Origin of the sequence: Tamlana sedimenti, assembly GCF_038148895.1 — a bacterium.
GTDB lineage: Bacteria > Bacteroidota > Bacteroidia > Flavobacteriales > Flavobacteriaceae > Tamlana.
In genome coordinates this window covers 996,603-1,017,154 of record NZ_JBBVGQ010000001.1, presented here as the reverse complement: position 1 = coordinate 1,017,154, position 20,552 = coordinate 996,603, and the positions used below count along the sequence as shown (strand labels likewise).

22 protein-coding genes and 2 tRNA genes are annotated in these 20,552 nt (G+C 35.5%); 9 read left to right on the top strand and 15 right to left on the bottom strand.

Annotation, left to right across the window (positions count from 1 at the left end; all coding sequences use genetic code 11):
* The first annotated feature begins 17 nt into the window (after positions 1 to 17).
* The 4 genes from WJN01_RS04455 (at position 18) to WJN01_RS04440 (ending at position 6,068) form a co-directional block, all read left to right on the top strand.
* Positions 18 to 2,405 carry an efflux RND transporter permease subunit gene (locus WJN01_RS04455; RefSeq protein WP_445195941.1) on the top strand — a complete coding sequence of 796 codons (2,388 nt, stop codon included), beginning with the start codon at positions 18 to 20 and terminating at the stop codon, positions 2,403 to 2,405.
* A gap of 76 nt (positions 2,406 to 2,481) precedes the next feature.
* Positions 2,482 to 3,915: an asparagine--tRNA ligase gene (gene asnS, locus WJN01_RS04450; protein WP_445195940.1), complete on the top strand. Its 1,434-nt coding sequence runs from the start codon at positions 2,482 to 2,484 to the stop codon at positions 3,913 to 3,915.
* 87 nt (positions 3,916 to 4,002) lie between these two features.
* Positions 4,003 to 5,463 (top strand): RNA polymerase factor sigma-54, encoded by a 1,461-nt coding sequence (rpoN, locus tag WJN01_RS04445; RefSeq protein WP_445195939.1) that lies wholly within the window; start codon positions 4,003 to 4,005, stop codon positions 5,461 to 5,463.
* Positions 5,463 to 6,068, top strand: a complete 606-nt coding sequence (locus WJN01_RS04440; RefSeq protein ID WP_445195938.1) for a hypothetical protein — start codon at positions 5,463 to 5,465, stop codon at positions 6,066 to 6,068. Before rpoN ends, WJN01_RS04440 begins: the two co-directional genes overlap by 1 nt.
* A gap of 20 nt (positions 6,069 to 6,088) precedes the next feature.
* Here the strand turns inward: WJN01_RS04440 and WJN01_RS04435 are convergent, their stop codons facing one another.
* The 8 genes from WJN01_RS04435 to WJN01_RS04400 form a co-directional block, all read right to left on the bottom strand.
* The gene (locus WJN01_RS04435; RefSeq protein WP_445195937.1) at positions 6,089 to 6,778 is read right to left on the bottom strand and encodes a porin family protein; all 690 of its coding nucleotides are present in this window, start codon (positions 6,776 to 6,778) and stop codon (positions 6,089 to 6,091) included.
* Between the two features lie 107 nt (positions 6,779 to 6,885).
* Positions 6,886 to 7,362, bottom strand: coding sequence for an ExbD/TolR family protein (locus WJN01_RS04430; protein ID WP_445195936.1), 477 nt, complete (start codon positions 7,360 to 7,362; stop codon positions 6,886 to 6,888).
* A gap of 22 nt (positions 7,363 to 7,384) precedes the next feature.
* Positions 7,385 to 7,969 (bottom strand): ExbD/TolR family protein, encoded by a 585-nt coding sequence (locus WJN01_RS04425; RefSeq protein WP_445195935.1) that lies wholly within the window; start codon positions 7,967 to 7,969, stop codon positions 7,385 to 7,387.
* Between the two features lie 3 nt (positions 7,970 to 7,972).
* Positions 7,973 to 8,404: a hypothetical protein gene (locus tag WJN01_RS04420; protein WP_445195934.1), complete on the bottom strand. Its 432-nt coding sequence runs from the start codon at positions 8,402 to 8,404 to the stop codon at positions 7,973 to 7,975.
* 20 nt (positions 8,405 to 8,424) lie between these two features.
* A complete protein-coding gene (locus WJN01_RS04415; RefSeq protein ID WP_370477189.1) occupies positions 8,425 to 9,198 on the bottom strand; it encodes a MotA/TolQ/ExbB proton channel family protein in 774 nt (257 codons plus the stop codon).
* 73 nt (positions 9,199 to 9,271) lie between these two features.
* Positions 9,272 to 9,359, bottom strand: a tRNA-Ser gene (locus WJN01_RS04410).
* A gap of 78 nt (positions 9,360 to 9,437) precedes the next feature.
* Positions 9,438 to 10,472 (bottom strand): asparaginase, encoded by a 1,035-nt coding sequence (locus WJN01_RS04405; protein WP_445195933.1) that lies wholly within the window; start codon positions 10,470 to 10,472, stop codon positions 9,438 to 9,440.
* A 2-nt stretch (positions 10,473 to 10,474) separates the two neighbouring features.
* Complete coding sequence (locus tag WJN01_RS04400) at positions 10,475 to 11,242, bottom strand: TatD family hydrolase (protein WP_445195932.1); 768 nt, start codon at positions 11,240 to 11,242, stop codon at positions 10,475 to 10,477.
* Between the two features lie 133 nt (positions 11,243 to 11,375).
* Between WJN01_RS04400 and WJN01_RS04395 the strand changes: the two genes are divergently transcribed.
* The gene (locus WJN01_RS04395; protein ID WP_445195931.1) at positions 11,376 to 11,819 is read left to right on the top strand and encodes a retropepsin-like aspartic protease; all 444 of its coding nucleotides are present in this window, start codon (positions 11,376 to 11,378) and stop codon (positions 11,817 to 11,819) included.
* A gap of 30 nt (positions 11,820 to 11,849) precedes the next feature.
* The gene (locus tag WJN01_RS04390; protein ID WP_445195930.1) at positions 11,850 to 12,482 is read left to right on the top strand and encodes a response regulator; all 633 of its coding nucleotides are present in this window, start codon (positions 11,850 to 11,852) and stop codon (positions 12,480 to 12,482) included.
* Between the two features lie 534 nt (positions 12,483 to 13,016).
* Here the strand turns inward: WJN01_RS04390 and WJN01_RS04385 are convergent.
* Complete coding sequence (locus WJN01_RS04385; RefSeq protein ID WP_445195929.1) at positions 13,017 to 13,676, bottom strand: 50S ribosomal protein L25/general stress protein Ctc; 660 nt, start codon at positions 13,674 to 13,676, stop codon at positions 13,017 to 13,019.
* Between the two features lie 55 nt (positions 13,677 to 13,731).
* The gene (locus WJN01_RS04380) at positions 13,732 to 14,673 is read right to left on the bottom strand and encodes a ribose-phosphate pyrophosphokinase (protein WP_445195928.1); all 942 of its coding nucleotides are present in this window, start codon (positions 14,671 to 14,673) and stop codon (positions 13,732 to 13,734) included.
* A gap of 146 nt (positions 14,674 to 14,819) precedes the next feature.
* Here WJN01_RS04380 and WJN01_RS04375 point away from each other — a divergent pair.
* Positions 14,820 to 14,901: transfer RNA gene (locus tag WJN01_RS04375), tRNA-Leu, on the top strand.
* Between the two features lie 101 nt (positions 14,902 to 15,002).
* On the opposite strand, the gene WJN01_RS04370 is transcribed toward WJN01_RS04375, so the two are convergent.
* The 5 genes from WJN01_RS04370 to WJN01_RS04350 form a co-directional block, all read right to left on the bottom strand.
* Entirely contained in the window at positions 15,003 to 16,178 is a 1,176-nt protein-coding gene (locus tag WJN01_RS04370; protein WP_445195927.1) for a MalY/PatB family protein, read from the bottom strand.
* Positions 16,179 to 16,406: 228 nt separating this feature from the next.
* Positions 16,407 to 16,550, bottom strand: coding sequence for a DUF5679 domain-containing protein (locus WJN01_RS04365; protein WP_157804943.1), 144 nt, complete (start codon positions 16,548 to 16,550; stop codon positions 16,407 to 16,409).
* A gap of 140 nt (positions 16,551 to 16,690) precedes the next feature.
* Positions 16,691 to 16,981, bottom strand: a complete 291-nt coding sequence (locus tag WJN01_RS04360) for a DUF2188 domain-containing protein (protein WP_445195926.1) — start codon at positions 16,979 to 16,981, stop codon at positions 16,691 to 16,693.
* A 74-nt stretch (positions 16,982 to 17,055) separates the two neighbouring features.
* On the bottom strand, positions 17,056 to 18,084 hold the full coding sequence (locus WJN01_RS04355) for an adenylate/guanylate cyclase domain-containing protein (RefSeq protein WP_445195925.1): 1,029 nt from the start codon (positions 18,082 to 18,084) through the stop codon (positions 17,056 to 17,058).
* A gap of 186 nt (positions 18,085 to 18,270) precedes the next feature.
* Positions 18,271 to 18,861, bottom strand: coding sequence for a hypothetical protein (locus WJN01_RS04350; protein ID WP_445195924.1), 591 nt, complete (start codon positions 18,859 to 18,861; stop codon positions 18,271 to 18,273).
* 208 nt (positions 18,862 to 19,069) lie between these two features.
* On the opposite strand from WJN01_RS04350, the gene WJN01_RS04345 reads away from it, so the two are divergent.
* Positions 19,070 to 19,927, top strand: coding sequence for a YicC/YloC family endoribonuclease (locus WJN01_RS04345; protein WP_445195923.1), 858 nt, complete (start codon positions 19,070 to 19,072; stop codon positions 19,925 to 19,927).
* Between the two features lie 38 nt (positions 19,928 to 19,965).
* The gene (gene gmk / locus WJN01_RS04340; protein ID WP_445195922.1) at positions 19,966 to 20,550 is read left to right on the top strand and encodes a guanylate kinase; all 585 of its coding nucleotides are present in this window, start codon (positions 19,966 to 19,968) and stop codon (positions 20,548 to 20,550) included.
* The last annotated feature ends 2 nt before the right edge of the window (positions 20,551 to 20,552 follow it).

The window sequence follows — 20,552 nt, the reverse complement described above, 5'->3', positions numbered from 1 at the left end:
CCAACTTTAAATAAGGCATGTTAAAACTTTTTTCGAAAGACTTTTGGAGCGTCACTGCAAGATTGATTTTAAGGAATAAAATCATCATTCTTGTAGGTATTATTATTGCTACGTTTTTGTTGGCCCAAAAGTGGGAAAACATGCGTTTCACCTACACAGAAGCTAATTTATTGCCTGACGACCATGAGGTAAACATGGTTTACAATAACTTTTTAAAAACCTTTGGCGAAGAGGGCAATCTCATTATACTTGGCGTAAAAGACAGCACGCTTTTTACGATTGAAAACCTAAATGCTTGGAACAAACTTTCTCACAGTTTTAAAGAAAATGAGGCCGTTGAAACGGTTATTTCTTTAATAGACCTTCAAAAACTTGTAAAGGACACTAAAAATGAAAAATTCAAATTAGAACCCTTTATAAGAGATAGCATTACCTCAATATTCCAAATTGAGACTTTGCAAAATGAGCTTTTTGAAAAGTATCCTTTTTATGACAATTTCTTGTTCAATAAGGATACAAAAACTATTAGAACAGCCATTTACCTAAAAAAGGACATTGTTAATACAGCCGCCAGAAAAGATTTTGTTGTTGATGTATTAGAGCCAAAAATTGAGGCATTTGAAAACAAAACCAATTTGGACGTTAGGGTTTCTGGAATGCCTTACATACGTACATTAAACGCCCAGCTTATTGTAGATGAAATTGGCTGGTTTGTTGCAGTTGCTTTATTGGTGACTTCCCTGATTTTCTTCTTCTTTTTTAGGTCGTTTCGTGCCACTTTCATCTCACTTATTGTAGTATGTATTGGGGTAATGTGGACCTTGGGTATCATCGGATTAATGAATTATGAGATAACGGTTTTAACGGCGCTGATTCCCCCTTTAATTATTGTTATTGGTATTCCCAACTGTATTTTCTTAATCAATAAATACCAGCACGAGGTTAAATTACATGGTAATAAAGTAAAATCGTTGCAACGGGTTATCACCAAAATAGGTAACGCCACATTAATGACCAACGTAACCACCGCTTCCGGTTTTGCAACATTTATTTTAACGGAAAGTAAACTTTTAAAAGAGTTTGGTATAGTGGCCTCGTTAAGCATTTTGGCCATTTTTATTTTATGCTTGTTAATTATACCTATTATATACACGTTTCTGCCCTACCCAAAAGACCGCCATTTAGAACATCTTAACAAACGTTGGATAGGTGGTTTTGTTAATTGGATGGAACATATGGTGAAAGACAGGCGTATCGCCATATATTTTACTTCAGTAATCCTTTTGGCCGCCAGCATCATTGGCATATATCAAATAAAGATTTCGGGCAGTTTGATTGAGGATATGCCCCAAAAATCAGATTTTGTAAATGACATTCGGTTTTTTGAAGAAGAATTTAGCGGCATTATGCCTTTAGAAATTATGGTTGACACCAAACGCAAAAAGGGAGTAATGAAGCTTTCCACCTTGAAGCGTATGGACGAACTTGAAAGCCTAATCAATGAAACACCCGAACTGTCTAAACCAGTTTCGGTTGTTGGTTTGGTTAAATATTCGAAACAAGCCTACTATAACGGAAATACAAAATTTTACCAACTGCCTACTTCTCAAGAAAATAACTTTATTTTATCGTACGCCAAAAACTCATCTTCAAATGTAGATTTGCTCAAGAACTTTGTGGACAGCACAGGCCAGTACGCCCGTATCACAACGTTTATGAAAGATATTGGTACTGACAAAATGGAACGTATAGAAGAAAACCTTCAAACTAAAATAGACAAGGTTTTTCCTAAGGACAGATACAATGTAACCATGACCGGAAAGGCATTGGTGTTTCAAAAAGGCACTAAATACTTGGTTAAGAACCTGGCCATCTCTTTATCCTTGGCTATTTTTTTAATCGCACTTTTTATGGCGTATATGTTCCGTTCGGGGCGAATGATTCTTATTTCACTAATACCAAACCTTCTACCATTATTAGTAACAGCGGGCTTAATGGGTTATTTGGGTGTGCCCATAAAACCTTCAACCATATTGGTGTTTAGTATTGCCTTCGGTATTTCTGTGGATGACACTATTCATTTTTTGGCAAAATACAGACAAGAGCTACAAGCCAATAACTGGAAAATTAAGGTGTCAGTATATGGAGCTTTACGAGAAACTGGTGTGAGTATGTTCTACACATCCATCGTACTGTTTTTTGGGTTTTCTGTATTTACCATCTCCAGTTTTGGAGGCACAGTAGCCTTAGGCGCATTGGTTTCAGCAACATTACTTTTTGCTATGTTGTCAAACTTACTACTATTGCCTTCTTTGTTGTTGTCTTTAGAGCGCAGTATCGCCAATAAAGAAGTCCTTAGAGAACCTTCAATAAATATTATCCCGGAAGAGGATGGAGACGAATAACTTTTTGTCGTTTTTAATCCTGCATAGATTGTAAGCCGATACGCTTTTTTTATATTTACAATATAAATTCAAGCACATGCAATCAAGAACAGTTTCAGAGTTACTGACCCAGGAAATTATTATTCCAGAAGTTGAAGTAAAAGGTTGGGTAAAAACCTTCAGGGCCAATCGGTTTATAGCTTTAAATGACGGCTCAACCTTAAGTAATATTCAGTGCGTTGTTGATTTTGAAAACTATGATGAAGCCCTTTTGAAGAGAGTTACAACTGGAGCGGCAATTCATGTAAAGGGCGAATTGGTTGAGAGTCAAGGTAAGGGCCAAAAAGTGGAAATACAAGTTAAAGAACTAACTGTTTTAGGGGACTCAGACCCTGAATCGTACCCCATTCAACCTAAAAAACATTCTTTTGAATTCTTAAGGGAGCATGCCCATTTACGTACCAGAACCAGTACGTTTAGTGCGGTAATGCGTTTGCGTTCGGCACTATCTTTTGCCATTCATAAATATTTTAACGACAATGGTTTTTACTATATGCACGCGCCAATCATTACAGGTAGTGATGCCGAAGGTGCTGGTGAAATGTTTCAGGTTACCAATCTTGATTTGAAAAATCCGCCTATAAACGAAGAAGGAAGTATTGATTATTCCAAAGATTTCTTCGGAAAGGAAACCAATTTAACTGTTTCAGGGCAATTGGAAGCCGAAACCTATGCCATGTCTCTGGGTAAAGTGTACACTTTCGGCCCAACTTTTAGAGCAGAAAACTCAAATACCTCTCGCCATTTGGCCGAGTTTTGGATGATAGAGCCCGAAGTTGCCTTTATGGATTTGGCAGGAAATATGGATTTGGCCGAAGATTTTATGAAGTCGGTTATAAAATACATTTTGGACAATAACCGTGAAGATTTAGAGTTTTTAGATAAGCGTTTGCAAGACGAAGACAAAACCAAACCGCAAGATGAGCGCAGCAGCATGACTCTAATTGAAAAACTCAATTTTGTGACAGACAATCATTTTAAACGAGTTAGCTATACCGAAGCCATCGATATTTTAAGAAATTCAAAACCCAACAAGAAAAAGAAATTTAAATATTTAATAGAAGATTGGGGAACCGATTTACAGAGCGAACATGAACGTTTTCTTGTGGAAAGATATTTCAAATGCCCTGTTATTTTATTTGATTATCCAGCAAATATTAAGGCCTTTTACATGCGCTTAAATGATGATGGAAAAACCGTTAGGGCCATGGATATTCTATTTCCAGGTATTGGTGAAATTGTTGGTGGTGCCCAACGCGAAGAAAGATTAGATGTTTTAAAACAAAAAATGGCAGCCATTAACATTCCTGAAGAAGATCTTTGGTGGTATTTAGACTTGAGGAAGTACGGAACTGCCGTTCATTCTGGGTTTGGATTGGGCTTTGAACGATTGGTGATGTTCGCTACAGGAATGAGCAATATTAGGGATGTAATTCCATTTCCACGCACTCCCCAAAATGCAGAATTCTAAAGAAACTATAGGAAAAGGACAAACATGGCATGACTTTGGAATACAGTTCCCTTTTTTTATCTTTGATTAACAACCTTAAATCAAAAAATGCTTAAACAACATTTACAGTTCAAATTATCGCAAAAACTGTCTCCACAGCAAATTCAATTGATGAAATTGATACAATTGCCAACGCAAGCATTTGAGCAACGTTTAAAACAGGAATTAGAAGAAAATCCAGCTTTAGAAGGGGGTAAGGAAGAAGCGCAGAATGATTTGGACTCAGACTTTGATAATTCTGCAGATGATTTTGATGATAATGAAACCATAGGCGCAGACGAAATAAATGTTGACGAGTATTTAAGCGACGACGAAATTCCCGACTACAGAACACAAGCCAACAACTACAGTAGTGATGACGAAGAAAAGACCATGCCCTATGCAGCGGGAACTTCATTTACCCAACATTTATTAAACCAATTAAATACCTACAGACTAACAGACGATGAACGGGATATTGCCGAATTTTTAGTCGGTAGTGTTGATGAAAGTGGGTACATCCGACGTGATTTAAGCGATATAATGGACGATTTGGCTTTTACCCAAAATGTTTACACTACCAGAGAAAAAATTGAAAAAGTATTAAAAATTGTACATCAATTAGATCCTGCGGGAGTTGGCGCAAGAAATTTACAAGAGTGTTTGAGCATCCAACTGCACCGAAAAGAAAAAAGTCCAGACACCGATTTGGCTATTGAAATTATTGATAATGCCTTCGATCAGTTTACTAAAAAGCACTACAAAAAACTGCTTCAAAAGTTCGATGTTTCCGAAATTCAGTTGAAAGACGCTATTTCTGAAATTGAACATTTAAACCCGAAACCGGGTGGCTCTTATGCGGGTAATAATAGAATTGTAGAACACGTTGTTCCAGATTTTGCCATAAAAATTGTTGATGGTGAACTTGAATTGACACTCAATGGGAGAAATGCCCCAGAGCTTCATGTTTCCAGAGAATACAACAACATGCTAAAAGGCTATAAAGAATCGAAAGACAAATCGAAATCACAAAAAGATGCGGTAATATTTATCAAGCAAAAGTTGGATGCAGCCAAATGGTTTATTGAAGCTATAAAACAACGCCAACAAACTTTGTTTGTCACCATGAGTGCCATAATGCATTATCAAAAGGAGTATTTTTTAACTGGTGATGAGCGTAACTTAAAACCAATGATTCTTAAGGATATTGCCGATGAGATTAACATGGATGTTTCAACCGTATCCAGAGTTGCAAACAGCAAATATGTAGACACACCGTACGGCACAAAATTGATTAAGGAATTCTTTTCAGAATCCATGAAAAATGATCAAGGCGAAGATGTTTCCACTAGAGAAATAAAGAAAATCCTTGAAACGGTTATTGAAGAAGAAAATAAAAGGAAGCCGTTAACAGACGAAAATTTAGCTTCAATTTTAAAGGACAAAGGCTATCCAATTGCTAGGCGAACCGTGGCAAAATATAGAGAACAACTTGACATTCCCGTAGCGCGATTACGAAAAAAAATATAATGGATAGGCTACTAAAAAGCATTTCGTATATTTTTCACCCTCTTGTAATGCCCCTTTTTGCAATATGGTTTTATTTTGAAATTTCACCTAGGTTTATCCCTGAGGACATCGTTCAAGGCAAGCTCATTTCAATATTTATATTAACGATTTTGCTTCCCATACTAACCTACTTTCTTTTAAAGACTTTAGGCAAGGTTAATTCCGTTCACCTTGAAACGCCAAAAGAACGCTTATATCCCTTAATGCTTTATAGCGTCATAATCATAATAGTATTGCAGCGTATTATTACACCATCACAAGCTATAGAAATATATTTCTTTTTAATTGGCTTGCTCATCTCCAATATGACATGTTTGCTTATGGCAATTATGAATTTTAAAATCAGCTTACACATGATGGCGGTTTGTAGTGTATTCATGTTTTTTGTGGCCTTGAGCATCCATTTTAGCATAAACATCAATGGCACCTTAGCTTTGATGGCTGTTATGATTGGAGCCATTGCTACTTCGCGTTTACATTTAAAGGCCCATAATGGGAAAGAACTAATTATTGGTGCTTTTATTGGTGCTATCCCCCAATTGGTTTTGGTGAATTATTGGCTTTAAAATTAGAAGACTAACTTCGGCTAAAGGATATAAAACATTAGTCCTATTTTAATAGCCTTCATATCTATTTGTTTATTGTTAAGCTGGGCATCTCCATTAAAAATTGGATTTAACGCGTAATATATATGCAGGTTCCAAGTATTGTAACCCACACTTAATGTTGGCCCATATTGAAGGTCATTAAAATCGCCTCTGTCGCTATATTTAAAGTCACCCATATCACCTCTGTACTTTATTGTATTGACGAATGCGTATCCCAATTTAAACCCCGCATAAATACGCCAAAAGTTATAATCTTGGGGTGTTGATGTACGCCATCTAAACTCTATTGGAAGTTCAATTAAGTGCGTAGAAAATTTGTTTCTTTTATACGTGTTGTTTCCCTCAATAACACTATAGCTAAAATCTCCACTAACCGATTTACTCACTAATAAGTTCTGGTTATGGGAATTCGCAGAATACCCTAAACCAATACCAATAGCCAAATTTCGTCTTTCATTAATTGGCATATCTTTTATAAAACCTAGATGAAACCCTAATGAAAAACCGCTTTGCTTAACCCCACTTGGTCGTTTATCAAGTAAATTATAACTCACCCCTGCATAAAATTGGTCTTCCTTATAAAGGGAATCTAATTCTTTAATTGGTTCTTCTTGTGCAAAACAACTACTGATTGCTAGGATGCATATGGCAAGTAGGATTGGCTTCATTAAAAAGGGATGTTTTTTATACCTTTAAAAGTAAGTATATTTACTATAAACTAAAAGGCGCTATGAATGAATCAAAGCGCCTTTAATATAAAATTAAGAGTGTAAAATTATTTGTTATCTAACACACTACCTTTTTTGGTAGTATAGTTGATTTTAAGCGCATTTACTTTACGCAATTCTTGTTTAATATCTCCAATTAACCCCATATTCGCATCGCTATCTACTTTTAGAGCGGTAGTTAAAAATGGAACTAATTCTTCACGCTTAGAGGCTCGCTCTTCGGCTATAAAAGCAGCAATATCACTTACATTGGCAAAATCATCATTAAGCTGTATTCTTGCCTCAGTACCGTATTGTCTGTAATTTGCACTTGGCTTACCAGCATAAATGTACATTACCAAATCCTTTTTATCCAACTTCTCAACCTGATCGGCATAAGGTAAGTTATTTTCAATTTTCAGGGTGTTTTGCCTCATAACCGTGGCCACCATAAAAAAGAATAATAACATAAATACAATATCTGGTAAAGCCGCTGTATTAACCGCTGGTATATCGCCTCCTTTTTTCTTTTTAAATTTAGACATAATAGTTAATGTTAAATTTTAATTATTGTACTTCTGAAAGCTTTTGAGGATAATCAAGTTTTATCTGTTCGATTTGATCCTTAAGCTTTGTTTTGTTACCAGGCCAGTTTACATCGTTGTAATTCGCTTCCATTTCAGCAAACGTTTTCCCGTAAAGTTCTTCGGCCCTTCTATTCCTTAATTCGTTATATGCAGCCACAAGTTCGTTTTGAACTGCGATATACGTTTTATAAGTGGTTTCACGCTCATTCTTTAAAGAAATGATAGCCTTGTCAGGATTATCAGAAGAATCAGAGTCCTTTTTCCCTTTGCAGTAGTCACATGACCCGTCGCCTCCATTGTCCAAAAATTCTCTGGCAGCCTTTCTCAAATCTTTTAGCTCCATTAATTCGTCTTCAACAAGCAATTGGTCTTTACCATTCAACAGAACCGTAAAAATATTTTTTTGCTTGATGATAGGCGGTTCTGTTTCCTCTATAGGCGGCAACTTTCTATTTAAACCAGAATCAGTTTCAATAGTGGTTGTAACCAAAAAGAATATTAATAATAAGAAAGCAATGTCGGCCATTGAGCCTGCATTAACTTCTGGTGCTGCTCTTTTTGCCATAATTTATTTATTAAATATTTTTTTTGCTCCACCGTATAACATAGAAGCAATTGCCAAAAACGCTAAGATGTAAAATGCAATAAGTCCTGCACCAACGGTTTTTGATGTTGACTCAGTAATGTCTGCACCTTTATCTATAAATGGTTTTAAGTCTAAGTCTGTTCCTGATGAAATTCCGTAAGAAATTAATATGACCGCCAAAAATGCTCCAACAGTGATTAATGTCTTTTTAATATTTCCTGCAAATAGACCTTTTAAAACAAATACCAAAACAAGCGCAAGCACAATAGCTAAAACAGCATAGGCAACATATAAAATGTTTCCACTCATGCTTTGGGCACTCTCTTCATCTCCTGCCATAATCATTAGTGCAAAAATCGCACCAATAATTGCAAGAGCAAAGGCTACTATTTTTAAAATTTTATGTAAACCCATAATTTTCAGTTTTTAGATTATTACTTTTTGTTTCTTATCAATAGATCCATTAACGTAATGGAAGCGTCTTCCATGTTGTTAACAATACTATCGATTTTAGCAATAATATAATTGTAGAAAATTTGAAGGATAATAGCAACCACAAGACCAAATACCGTTGTTAAAAGCGCTACTTTAATACCACCTGCTACAAGTGATGGCTGCATGTCTCCAGCTGCTTCAATTTTATCGAATGCTTGAATCATACCAATTACCGTACCCATGAAACCAAGCATCGGTGCAAGAGCGATAAACAATGAAATCCAAGATACATTCTTTTCTAATTGTCCCATTTGAACACCACCATAAGCAACAACAGCTTTTTCAGCGGCGTCTAAGCCTTCATCGGTTCTATCTAATCCTTGATAGAAAATTGAGGCGATAGGCCCTTTAGTATTTCTGCAAACTTCTTTTGCTGCTTCAACTCCACCAGAAGACAATGCATCTTCTACTTCTTGAGTTAATTTTTTAGTGTTGGTAGTAGAAAGGTTTAAAAAGATTATTCTTTCTATGGCAATTGCTAATCCCAGAATTAAACATAACAATACAATGCCCATAAATCCTGGACCCCCTTCAATAAAACGCTTCTTTAATTCTTGATGAAAACTCAACTCTTCAGCAGGCGCTGCTTCTTCATCTTGTGTTGTCGATACTGTTGTTGTAACAGCCGTACTAGTGTTTGCAATTGTAGTTGCATTAGCAGTTCCGAATACCATCATTCCAGTGATGGCAAGGATAGAAAATAATCTTTTCATGTTCTAGATCTTAATTTTATTAGTTAAAGTGTTAAAGATATAAAAAAAAAGCAATTAAAAATAAAAATAACAGCAGAGAGGAAGGGATTCGAACCCTCGATACCCTTTTGGAGTATACACACTTTCCAGGCGTGCGCCTTCGACCACTCGGCCACCTCTCTATAATTTTTAGTCACTTAATTTTTTGGAGGCTCAAATAACGAAAAAATCTTTGATTGCTCAAATTTTAACAGTTAATTTTATGACATTTCACCTCTTAGAGGCGCTTCATATGTGGTTTTGAATGTTTTACCCATTTCTGCATTTAAGCTCAATAAAAACATGAGTTTGGTCAATGCCGCTTCGGATGTCATATCTTTCCCTGAAATTACGCCAATACGCTTCAGTTCACTGCTCGTTTCATAATGCCCCATCATAACGCTTCCGCCAGAACATTGTGTTACATTTATAATATGTATGCCTTTTAAGATGTTCTTCTTTAAAACATCTAGAAACCATTTTTCGGTAGTACAATTTCCTGCACCGTAAGTTTCAAGAATAACGGCCTTTAAATTATTTGTGTTGAATACACTTTCTATTACCTGTTGGGAAATCCCGGGAAACAATTTAATAAGCGCGATATTGGTGTCTAAATTTTTATGGACTTTAAGTTTCCTTTTTAAATTGGGTTGAAACAAATACTCTTTATTGATTTTTAGGTGCACCCCAGATTCTGCCAAATCTGGATAATTAAATGAGGCAAATGCCTGGAAGTGTTCGGCATTCAATTTGGTCGTTCTGTTCCCTCGGTACAATTTATATTCAAAATACAAACACACTTCCTTAATTACAGGTTTTCCCTTTTCCTGTAATGAGGCAAGTTGAATGGAGGTAATTAGATTTTCCTTGGCATCGGTACGCAAATCCCCTATAGGCAATTGCGATCCTGTGAAGATGACTGGTTTTGCCAAGTTTTCCAACATAAAACTCAAAGCCGAAGCCGAATAACTCATAGTGTCACTTCCATGAAGCACCACAAATCCATCAAATTCCTTGTAGTGCGATTCTATAATTTCTACAATCTGCACCCAATATTCGGGATTCATGTTGCTTGAGTCTATCGGGTGCTCAAATGAAACCGTTTCAATGTTACAGTCCAACAAATTCAGTTCAGGAATATTGTTCAAAAGGTTTTTAAAATTGAACGCTTTTAAGGCTCCCGTTTTGAAATCTTTTACCATACCAATGGTTCCGCCGGTGTATATGAGAAGAATGTTAGGTGTCGTATTGGGCATATCTATATTTTAAAAACTACTTTTGAATTTTCAGTTGTTATTGCTGCCAACTCCTCGAAAGATACATTATATATTGTTGCTAGCTTTTCCAACACATTTATTATATAAGCACTTTCATTTCGTTTTCCCCTAAAGGGAACGGGTGCCAAATAAGGCGAATCTGTTTCTAAAACAATATGCTTTAAATCTATCTGATTTAAAAACTGGTCTATTTTTCCATTCTTAAAGGTGACCACCCCGCCAATACCTAATTTAAGATTATAAGATATGGCTTGATGCGCTTGCTCCAATGTTCCTGTGAAACAGTGAAAAATACCATATAAAGCTCCATCTTTTTCGGTTTCCAGTACCTCAAAAATTTCATCAAAGGCTTCACGGCAATGGATTACAATGGGCAATCCGTATTTTTTTGCCAATTGTATTTGGTGCTTAAATGCTTTTTTTTGGATATCTAAAGTAGATTTATCCCAATATAGGTCTATGCCAATTTCGCCAACAGCATAGAATTTTCGCTTTGCAAGCATTTCTTCCACGTGCTTTAATTCTTCTTCATAATTATCTTTCACATGGGTTGGGTGCAAGCCCATCATTAAAAAGACATTTTTCGGAAAATCCTTTTCAAGCTGAAGCATCGAAATGGTGTAGGTTGAATCTATGGCTGGAATAAAAAACCTGGATACACCTGCTTCCATAGCCCGACCAATCATCTGCTTTCTATCTTCATCAAACGCCTCGCTATATAAATGGGTGTGGGTGTCTGTAATAATCATGATGTAAAAATAGTGAAGTCTGTAATTTTTAGTACGCAACTGCAATCAAAATCACAAAAGTTTTATTTTATAACTTTTTTATGATAGTAATTCTTTTAATAGCCCTAATTTTATTCATTTAAAATAATGACATATGGCAGAAACACTTCAAAAGTTTCTAATTGAAAAAGGATACACTAAAATAAAGCTTCACCTCACAAAAACAAATCATTTTGAAATTAAGGCTAGCATTAATGGTAAAAAAGGCTTGTTTATATTAGATACTGGAGCATCAAATTCCTGCGTTGGTTTTGAAGGTATTGAAACTTTCCAGCTTAACGCCGAAGACTCTCTAATAAAAGCTGCTGGGGCAGGTGCCGTTAACATGGAAACGAAGACCTCACAAAAAAACAAAGTAAAAATCGGTAAATGGAAGAGCAGTAAAGTGGTTTTGGTCTTATTCAATTTAACACATGTAAATACGGCACTTACTGAGCATAAATCCAAACCCGTTGATGGCATTATTGGGGCAGACATTTTGAAAAAAGGGAAAGCCATTATAGATTACGAAAAGAAATACTTATATTTAAAATTATAAGCCATTGGCAAAAACTCTCTCTAAGTTTTAATGAATACCTCTATTGTAATAGCAGACGACCACCCGCTTATGCTACGTGGCCTTACCGACTTTTTAACTTCAAAAGGGTTTAATATTTTGGGCAGTGCCCAGGACGGCAACACAGCTTACAGTCTTATTGTAAAACTAAAACCGGAAATTGCCATTCTTGACATTAGAATGCCTCATAAAACTGGATTGGAAATTGCTGAGGCTTGCAAAAAAAATGGCTTGCCAACAAAGATTATCCTGATAACTTTTGACAAGGAAGAAGAACTTTACGACCAAGCCAAAGCGAACAACGTATACGGTTATATTTTAAAGGAATTTGCCATAGAAGAAATTGAAACCTGCATAAAACATGTTGTTAATGGAACACCATACTTTAGTGAAGAAATTGCCGATTACCTTGACACAAGCAATCAACAAAAAAAACCAGAGGTCTTAAACTCGCTAACAAAATCTGAGCTAAAAATCGTGAAGCTAATTTCAGAAAACAAAACGAGTCAAGAAATAGCGGACGAGCTTTCTATTTCTATAAGGACTGTAGATAAGCACCGAAGTAATATAGTTCAGAAACTAAATCTGGGCAACAAACCCACATCGCTTTCCATTTGGGCCAACTTAAATAAAGCATATTTATAATTGCGCTCAAAATACGTACTGGTGCGTATTTTTTGTATCGATTTTATTGCTTATCTTTACGAAGCTATTAATTAGTTCTTAGGGAGAATTATTGGAGGCTCTAAATCGTAATGATTTAGAGCTTTCGCTTTTTATTATGGTAAGTTTTCGCTCAAAAAATACGTAGAAGTGCTTATTTTTTTTGTTGTACTTGCAGCGTACCTTTACTGAGCTATTAATTAATTCTTTTGAGAGAGGATTTTTTAAAGACTCTGCGCTGTAATGGCGCAGAGTATTTTTAAATTCTAAGACCATAAAATGAATGCCCAAATGGAAAATAGAAATAATATTCTTAGTAAATGTTGTTTTATAGGTTTAGTTATTTTAGTTATTGCAATTATATCCATAAATGTTTTCGCTTATTTTATTTAGTTAGTTTTAGTTCCAATCAAGCATAGATTTAGAACATCTATGAAAAGAAAAATCTCTTGAAGTATTAACTCCAAGAGATTTTTTAATGAATGTTAACTTAAGCTTAAGCCTAAATTAATGTATCTATTCTTGAGCTGCTGGTGCCTCTGCTGCTGGAGTTTCTGCTCCTTCGGCTGCCTCTGCCCCTTCTGCTCCTTCTTCAACTTCCTCTTCTTCATCATCTGCATCAAGGATAGCTGTTCTAGCAGTTTTAATTTGACATACCACAGTATTGTCTGAATGTAAAAATGTATAATTTTCACTTGGCAAATCACCAACTGCAACCTTATCACCAATTCTTAAAGGAGTGATATCGATTTCAATAAAATCTGGCAAGTTAGCTGGTAATGCCTTGATACGAAGTTTTCTGTTGTTTCTTCTTAAAACACCACCATTTTTAACACCTCTAGAGTTTCCAACAAGATTTACAGGAATATCTAACGCAATTTCCTTGTTTTCAAATAATTGATAGAAGTCCACATGTAAAATGTTGTCTGTTACCGCGTGAAACTGAATGTCTTGCAGAACTGCTTCAAAAGTTGTTCCGTTGTCAAGCTCAATCACAACTGTATGCGCATTTGGTGTGTATACAAGTTGAGAGAAAGCCAATTCTGGTGCAGAGAAATGTACTGGCTTATCTCCTCCGTATAATACGCAAGGAACCTGACCAGCATTACGTAAGGCTTTTGTTGCTTTTTTGCCCACGCTTTCTCTTTGAGATCCGTTGATTGTAATTGATTTCATAATTGTTATTTATATTAATTTAATTTACTCTTCTTTAATTGCAGAATCTGCAAGTTTACATTACAAATTTTGAAGCAATAGATTGGTTGTTGTGAACCTTTTCCATAACTTCTGCAAACAATTCGGCGCAACTCAATACTCTGATTTTATCGCTTAACGGCTTAACGGGTATTGAATCTGTAACGATTAATTCTTGCAATTTTGAATTGTTCAAATTGTCATAAGCATTGCCAGATAAAATAGGATGCGTACAAATAGCTCTTACACTTAAGGCACCACGCTCCATCATTAAATCAGCAGCTTTAGTTAACGTTCCAGCAGTATCTACCATATCATCTACAAGAACCACGTTTTTTCCTTCAACATTACCAATAAGCTCCATGTGCGAAATTATATTGGCTTTTTCACGTTGCTTATAACAAATAACAACATCACTTTCCAAGGCTTTGGAGTAGGCATATGCCCTTTTTGAACCTCCCATATCTGGCGATGCGATTGTTAAATTATCTAGCTTCAAGCTTTTTAAATAGGGCAGAAAAATAGTGGATGCAAATAAATGATCTACTGGTTTTTCAAAGAACCCTTGTATTTGGTCGGCGTGCAAATCCATGGTAATAATTCGGGTAGCACCAGCCGCCTCCAACATTTTAGCCACCAATTTGGCAGCAATAGGTACTCTAGGCTTATCTTTTCTGTCTTGTCTTGCCCATCCAAAATAAGGTAAAACTGCCGTTATATGCCTTGCCGATGCACGCTTTGCTGCATCAATCATCAACAAAATTTCCATTAAGTTTTCTGGCCCAGGGTTGGTAGAACCAATAATGAAAATTCGGGTGCCGCGAATGGATTCCTCATAGGATGGCTGAAACTCACCATCACTATATGTTGAGGTAATAACATTCCCCAATTCGGCACCAAATGCCTTAGCAATTTTTTCACCAAGTACTTTACTTTGTGTACAAGCAAAAATTTTAGCTTCAGTTATTACAATTGGCATAGTTAATCTGTTGTTTTATAGCGTAAAACGACGCCCTATTTTAAACGAGGTGCAAATTTATGTATTTATTTTAACCTAAAAAGTATATTAACTAGTATTTTTATGTGTAATATGGAAAAAATATATATTTTTGCTGTCCGAAATAAGCTCAAGTGGCGGAATTGGTAGACGCGCTGGATTCAAAATCCAGTTCTTTCGGGAGTGTGGGTTCGATTCCCACCTTGAGTACTAATAAAATCACAAAACACCCTATTTTTCAAAATTTTTAAAAATAGGGTGTTTTCATTTGTACCGACATAGGGCACAACATTTATAAAACAACATTCATCTTAGTTGACCCCGTCAATCGAAGTTTTTAATTGCTGAAAAGCCTTTTTAAGTTTTGAAAGTGGTGATGCTATATTCATACGCATAAACAATTTATAGTCATCACCAAAGGATCCACCCAATGCCAAGCCCAATTTGGCTTTGTTAAAAACTAACTGTTTCAAATCGGTTTCGGATAGGTTCAGTGCTCTAAAATCCAACCAAATTTGGTAAGTGCCCTCTGGCCTAATCATTTTTACCCTTGGTAATTCATCATTTAGGAAATTTTGAATCCAGTTTATCGTTTGTTCCAAATAATGCACTAATTGGTTTACCCAGTCTTCTCCATGGGTGTAAGCCGCCAAAATAGCATAGGCCGATAAGGCTCCTCCTTGGTGCAAATACATAGAGGTTACAAAACCATAAATCTCATCAAAAAGCTTTTTATTGGCCGCATAAATATAGCCATTAGCAATGCTTTGCATACCAAACGTTTTTGCTGGCGACCCTAAAATGGCTATATGGTTCTGAATACTGGTAAACGATAAAACGCTATTGAACTTTGAATTGGAAAACACGATTTCTGAATGTACCTCGTCACTAACAATCATAACGCCATAGGTGTTTGCAAGGTCAATGAGCCTTTGCAACTCATCACGTTTCCAAACACGTCCAACAGGGTTATGAGGGTTACAAAGTAAGATGATTTTGGTATTCCCAAATATTAATTGTTGCTCCATATTTTCAAAATCCATGGCGTAATGCCCGTTTTTGATTTTTAATGGGTTATCCACTACTGTGCGATTTGCCATTTTTATGGCCTTATAAAACTGATGGTAAACAGGCGTTTGTATCATGACCCCATCGCCTTCTTTAGTCAAAGTTCTAAGAAGCACAGCTATTGCGGTTAATACACCGTTGACTTGGATAAAAGATTTTGGTTGCAAGTCCAAATTATGGCGCCTAAAATTCCAATCAGCTATGGCTTGGGTGACCTTTGGGGTTATATCCTCATAAGCATACACACTTCTCTCTATAATCCGCTCCAAAGCCTGCGTAATGGGTGGTGCTACTTTAAAATCCGTATCGGCAATCCACAAGGGCATCACATCAACGGTTCCAAACATGGCCTTTAAATAACTTGGGCTGTTTTTAACAAAATTATTTTCAATTGTATATTCGGTATCAAATAAGCTCATAATTTATATTTACTGGGTAACTACCAATCAAAGCTAACAATACAATATTGAGCCGCTTTATCTCCATTTTATAGTGATTTTGTTTTGGCCTTTCTTGAATAGGACTCACATTAGGCATCATATTTTAATCTTAAAAATAGAATAACATTCTTTCCTGAAGTTCTTATAGAATGTTCATTTATAAAAAAAGGAAGCTAAGCGCTTCCTTTTTACTTTTAAATATCAATCTTAAGATTTTCCAAGAATCCTAAACATCCCTGTTCCACAGGTTGGGCATTTTCCTTTCATTGCTTTTCTACCATTTTTCATGGTAACTTCAGCCGCATCTTTGATTTCTTTTTTGTCTTTACACTTTACACAGTATCCTTCCATAATTTTATTCTTTTTATTAGTTAAAATTCATATCGATAAATATAAGCTATATTCCTTTATGGTAACAATAAAAACTGATTTATCCACTCTTCCTCCCCATTTCCAAACTAATCCTCTTGCTTAAACAACTCAAATAGTTCCTAATCAAAATCTATTCTGTCTCTAATGGTTCCGTCCTGTCTGTGAATAATCAAAGTGGCCTTGTATTTTCTTGCAAGGCTTTTGGCTTTTCTAATAGCTGTGCTTTGTTTTAAGTGTTTTGACGTAATACTTTTGTTGCCTTCGCGCCGTACCGCCCACCCATCCTCATAAGGGACCACATGTTGATTCCAGTTTCTAGAACGCGAAGCGCCCTTGAAACCTTTAATAATTGCTTCTATTAACTCCCTTAAAATATTTAACCAAGACTGTGAATTATTGCTTTTTGTCATTTATTAATTCCTTTGAACCTCTAAATTACTATTTTCCTGTGGACTGTGAGCTCGTTAAACTTTTTCTAAAAACCCTAAACATTTGTTGACACAGCAAATAATATTAAACTTTGTTTCTTACCACGTAGTGGGATAGCTCCTTTTTCCATAATGGAAAACACATTGTTTGACGAAAGAGACTCCTTAATATTTTCTGAGATCAATAGAGATTCCTTCAACGGGTTACACTGACCTTCAATTCTTGCTGCTGTATTAAGCACATCGCCATGGTAAACCAATTCCTTTTTAATTTTACCAACTTGTGTTGCAATTACCTTTCCGGAGTGAATGCCAGCTTTAAATTCGGGAACAAAACCAAATTTTCTTATATAATTTTTACTCTTTTCTTCAATAATCTCTTTCATTTTAAAAAAGCTTTTAACACAATTAGAATTATCCTTTTTAAATTTCCATACAACTACAATTTCATCTCCTACATATTGATAGATTTCACCACCAAACATGGCAATGGCATCTGAGATATCATAAAAATAGTCTCTTATAAAAGCACTGTATTCCTTGTTACTAAGTTTTTCAGCTAGGGAAGTGGATCCTTTTAAATCAACAAACATAAAAACTCTTGAAACTTCGCTGGGTTGATGATACCAACCGAAAATCAATCGTAAAAAGTTTAATTTCCCAATCAGCAATATAATCTCCAAGCTTAATAACATGACTAACACAAGTGCTGAAGTAAACAGTAAATCTCTGATGAAAAATTTGCTATGTAAATATTCCATCCATGCGTCACGATAAGAAATATTCTCTACGAAAGAAATTTCAATTGACAAGACTGAACTCAAAACAAGAGCTGTAATTATTGCATATAGAGCAGATCTGATGAAGGTGACAAATAAAAAGGTCTTCTTCATAAAGAATCGAAGCAACACAAACTGTTCTATTACACCAACTATAACTCCTAGTAAAATTCCAATAGACCCTGCCTCTGCAAACTCGGTAATTGTATGTTCATAAAACAAATAGTTATAAAACAACCCAAAGAACAAACCGATTATAGTAATAATCAGAATGTTTTGGATTTTTAACTTATGTTCTGGTTTCATATCTATTTTTTCGATTCAGAACTGATGAGTTTTGTAATCATTCTCTTATTCTAATTCAAGAATAAGAGAATGGATGCAAAGAAAAGACCCTATAAAAACCAATATTGGTTTTTATAGGGTCTTTATAATTTTTTGATATATTATTTTGCATTTTCTATAAAAGCATGTAGGCTGTATATAGAAAACCTACCACTCTGTTTTCTGTTCTTCATCTATTAAATAAAAATAGAGGCTTTTGTTTAAATTGTTCAGCAAATCCTCAATTTGACTGGGGACATTTTCAAAACCGCTATTTAAGGCCCCATTGTTGGCATGGAAGTCACTTTTATTAAAATTTATTTTCACCGTCTTTTTGCTTCCCTCAGGCTTGTAGGTTATTTTAGTTGGTATAAATTCATATTCTTCATCCTCAAAAACTAACCTTACAATATAGGTCAATCCTGTACAACCATAATCAGCACCTGTTCCAAAGCAAATGGCGTTATCTGTAAATTCTTCAAGTCGAAGTTTTTCCCTTTTTCCTCCTTTATCAGATTCATCTTCCTCTCTGTTTAAGCCTTTTTTGTCACCATACTTTTCTTCAACCCATTCTTCGGCTTTTGCGGCCATAGCACTTTTTTTTAAACCCGAAACATCAACCACAATACTTTCCGGACCTAGCCCATCTAAACTGTATGAAAACCTGTCGGTTTTGTTTTTATTCGATTTTGCACTTCCGTTTTGGGCGTGAATTGTTATTGCTAAAAATAGGCTAAGGATGAGGCTAATTGTTTTCATTTTAATGCTTTTAAAAATTTACAATCTTAAATAAATGGGAGGGAAATATGGCTTAAAGTTAAAAAACTATTTCAAAAAACATAAATTTTAGTTTTAATGATCGTTCAATTGACTTTCATTCCTTCGATATATAATCGTATTATCGTTCCATAATCTGCTACCTATCTGTGAGTTTTCGTTACCTTTGTAAACTTTAAAAGACACGTTTATGATCTATTCAATGACAGGTTACGGTAAATCTGTTTTGCAATTACCCACGAAAAAAATAACCATTGAGCTTAAATCCTTAAATAGTAAAAATTTAGATTTAAACGCCCGAATGCCCTCAATTTATAGAGAAAAAGAGTTAGCCGTTAGAAAACTGCTTGCTGATAAATTGGTTCGTGGCAAAATAGATTTTTCTATTTACGTTGAAGCAACTGCAGAAGATACCTCAACCCAGATTAACACACCTGTAGTTAAACAATACATGGCACAGCTTAAAGACCTGGTAGATACTGATGATTTGGAACTTTTAAAGATGGCCGTTCGTTTTCCCGACGCATTAAATACGGTTCGTGAAGAAATTGACGAGCAAGAATGGAAAACCATTGCATATGAAATTGATAAAGCAACAGACGATTTAATCATGCACCGCTTGAATGAAGGCAAAGTACTCGAGCAAGATTTTAAAGAACGCATCATTGCCATTTATGACTTACTTGAAAAAGTTATAGCAATGGATCCAGAACGCATTGAAGCTGTTCGCGAACGTTTGTTAAAAGGCATAGAAGAATTAAGGGAAAAATATGATGAAAACCGATTTGAACAAGAATTGGTTTACTATATTGAAAAATTTGATATTACTGAAGAAAAAGTAAGATTAAAAAACCATCTTAACTATTTCACTGAATCTATGAATTCCGAAGAATCCAATGGGAAAAAGCTTGGTTTTATAAGTCAAGAAATGGGACGTGAAATAAACACCATTGGCTCAAAAAGCAACTATGCTGCCATGCAGCAGTTGGTTGTCCAGATGAAAGATGAATTGGAAAAAATTAAGGAACAATTATTGAATGTCCTTTAAAAACTAAAGTTCACAGATTAATTAACATTAACAAATTAGTGGCAAAAAACAAAAATAAAGGCAAGCTCATCGTATTTTCGGCGCCATCAGGCTCTGGTAAAACAACTATTGTTAGGCATCTTTTGGGACTCGAAGATTTAAATTTAGAGTTTTCCATTTCTGCAACGTCAAGAGAAAAACGTGGTACCGAGGTCGATGGCAGAGATTACTACTTTCTTTCAGCCAAAGAATTTAAGAACAAGATAAAAAACGAAGAGTTTTTAGAATGGGAAGAGGTGTACAGAGACAACTTTTACGGGACTTTAAAAACTGAAGTTGAGCGTATTTGGGCCAATGGGAAGAATGTTATTTTTGACATTGATGTTTCCGGTGGCTTGCGCATAAAACGAAAATTCCCTGAAGAAACCTTGGCCATTTTTGTAAAACCACCTAGCATTGACGAACTGAAAATTCGCTTGAAAAAACGTAAAACCGAAAGTGAGGACAAAATAAACATGCGCGTTGCCAAAGCCTCAGCAGAATTGGCCACAGCCCCTCTTTTCGATACTATTATTGTGAACGACAACTTAGAAAAGGCGTTTGATGAAGCCTATAAAAAAGTGAGCAACTTCATAAATTCATAAAC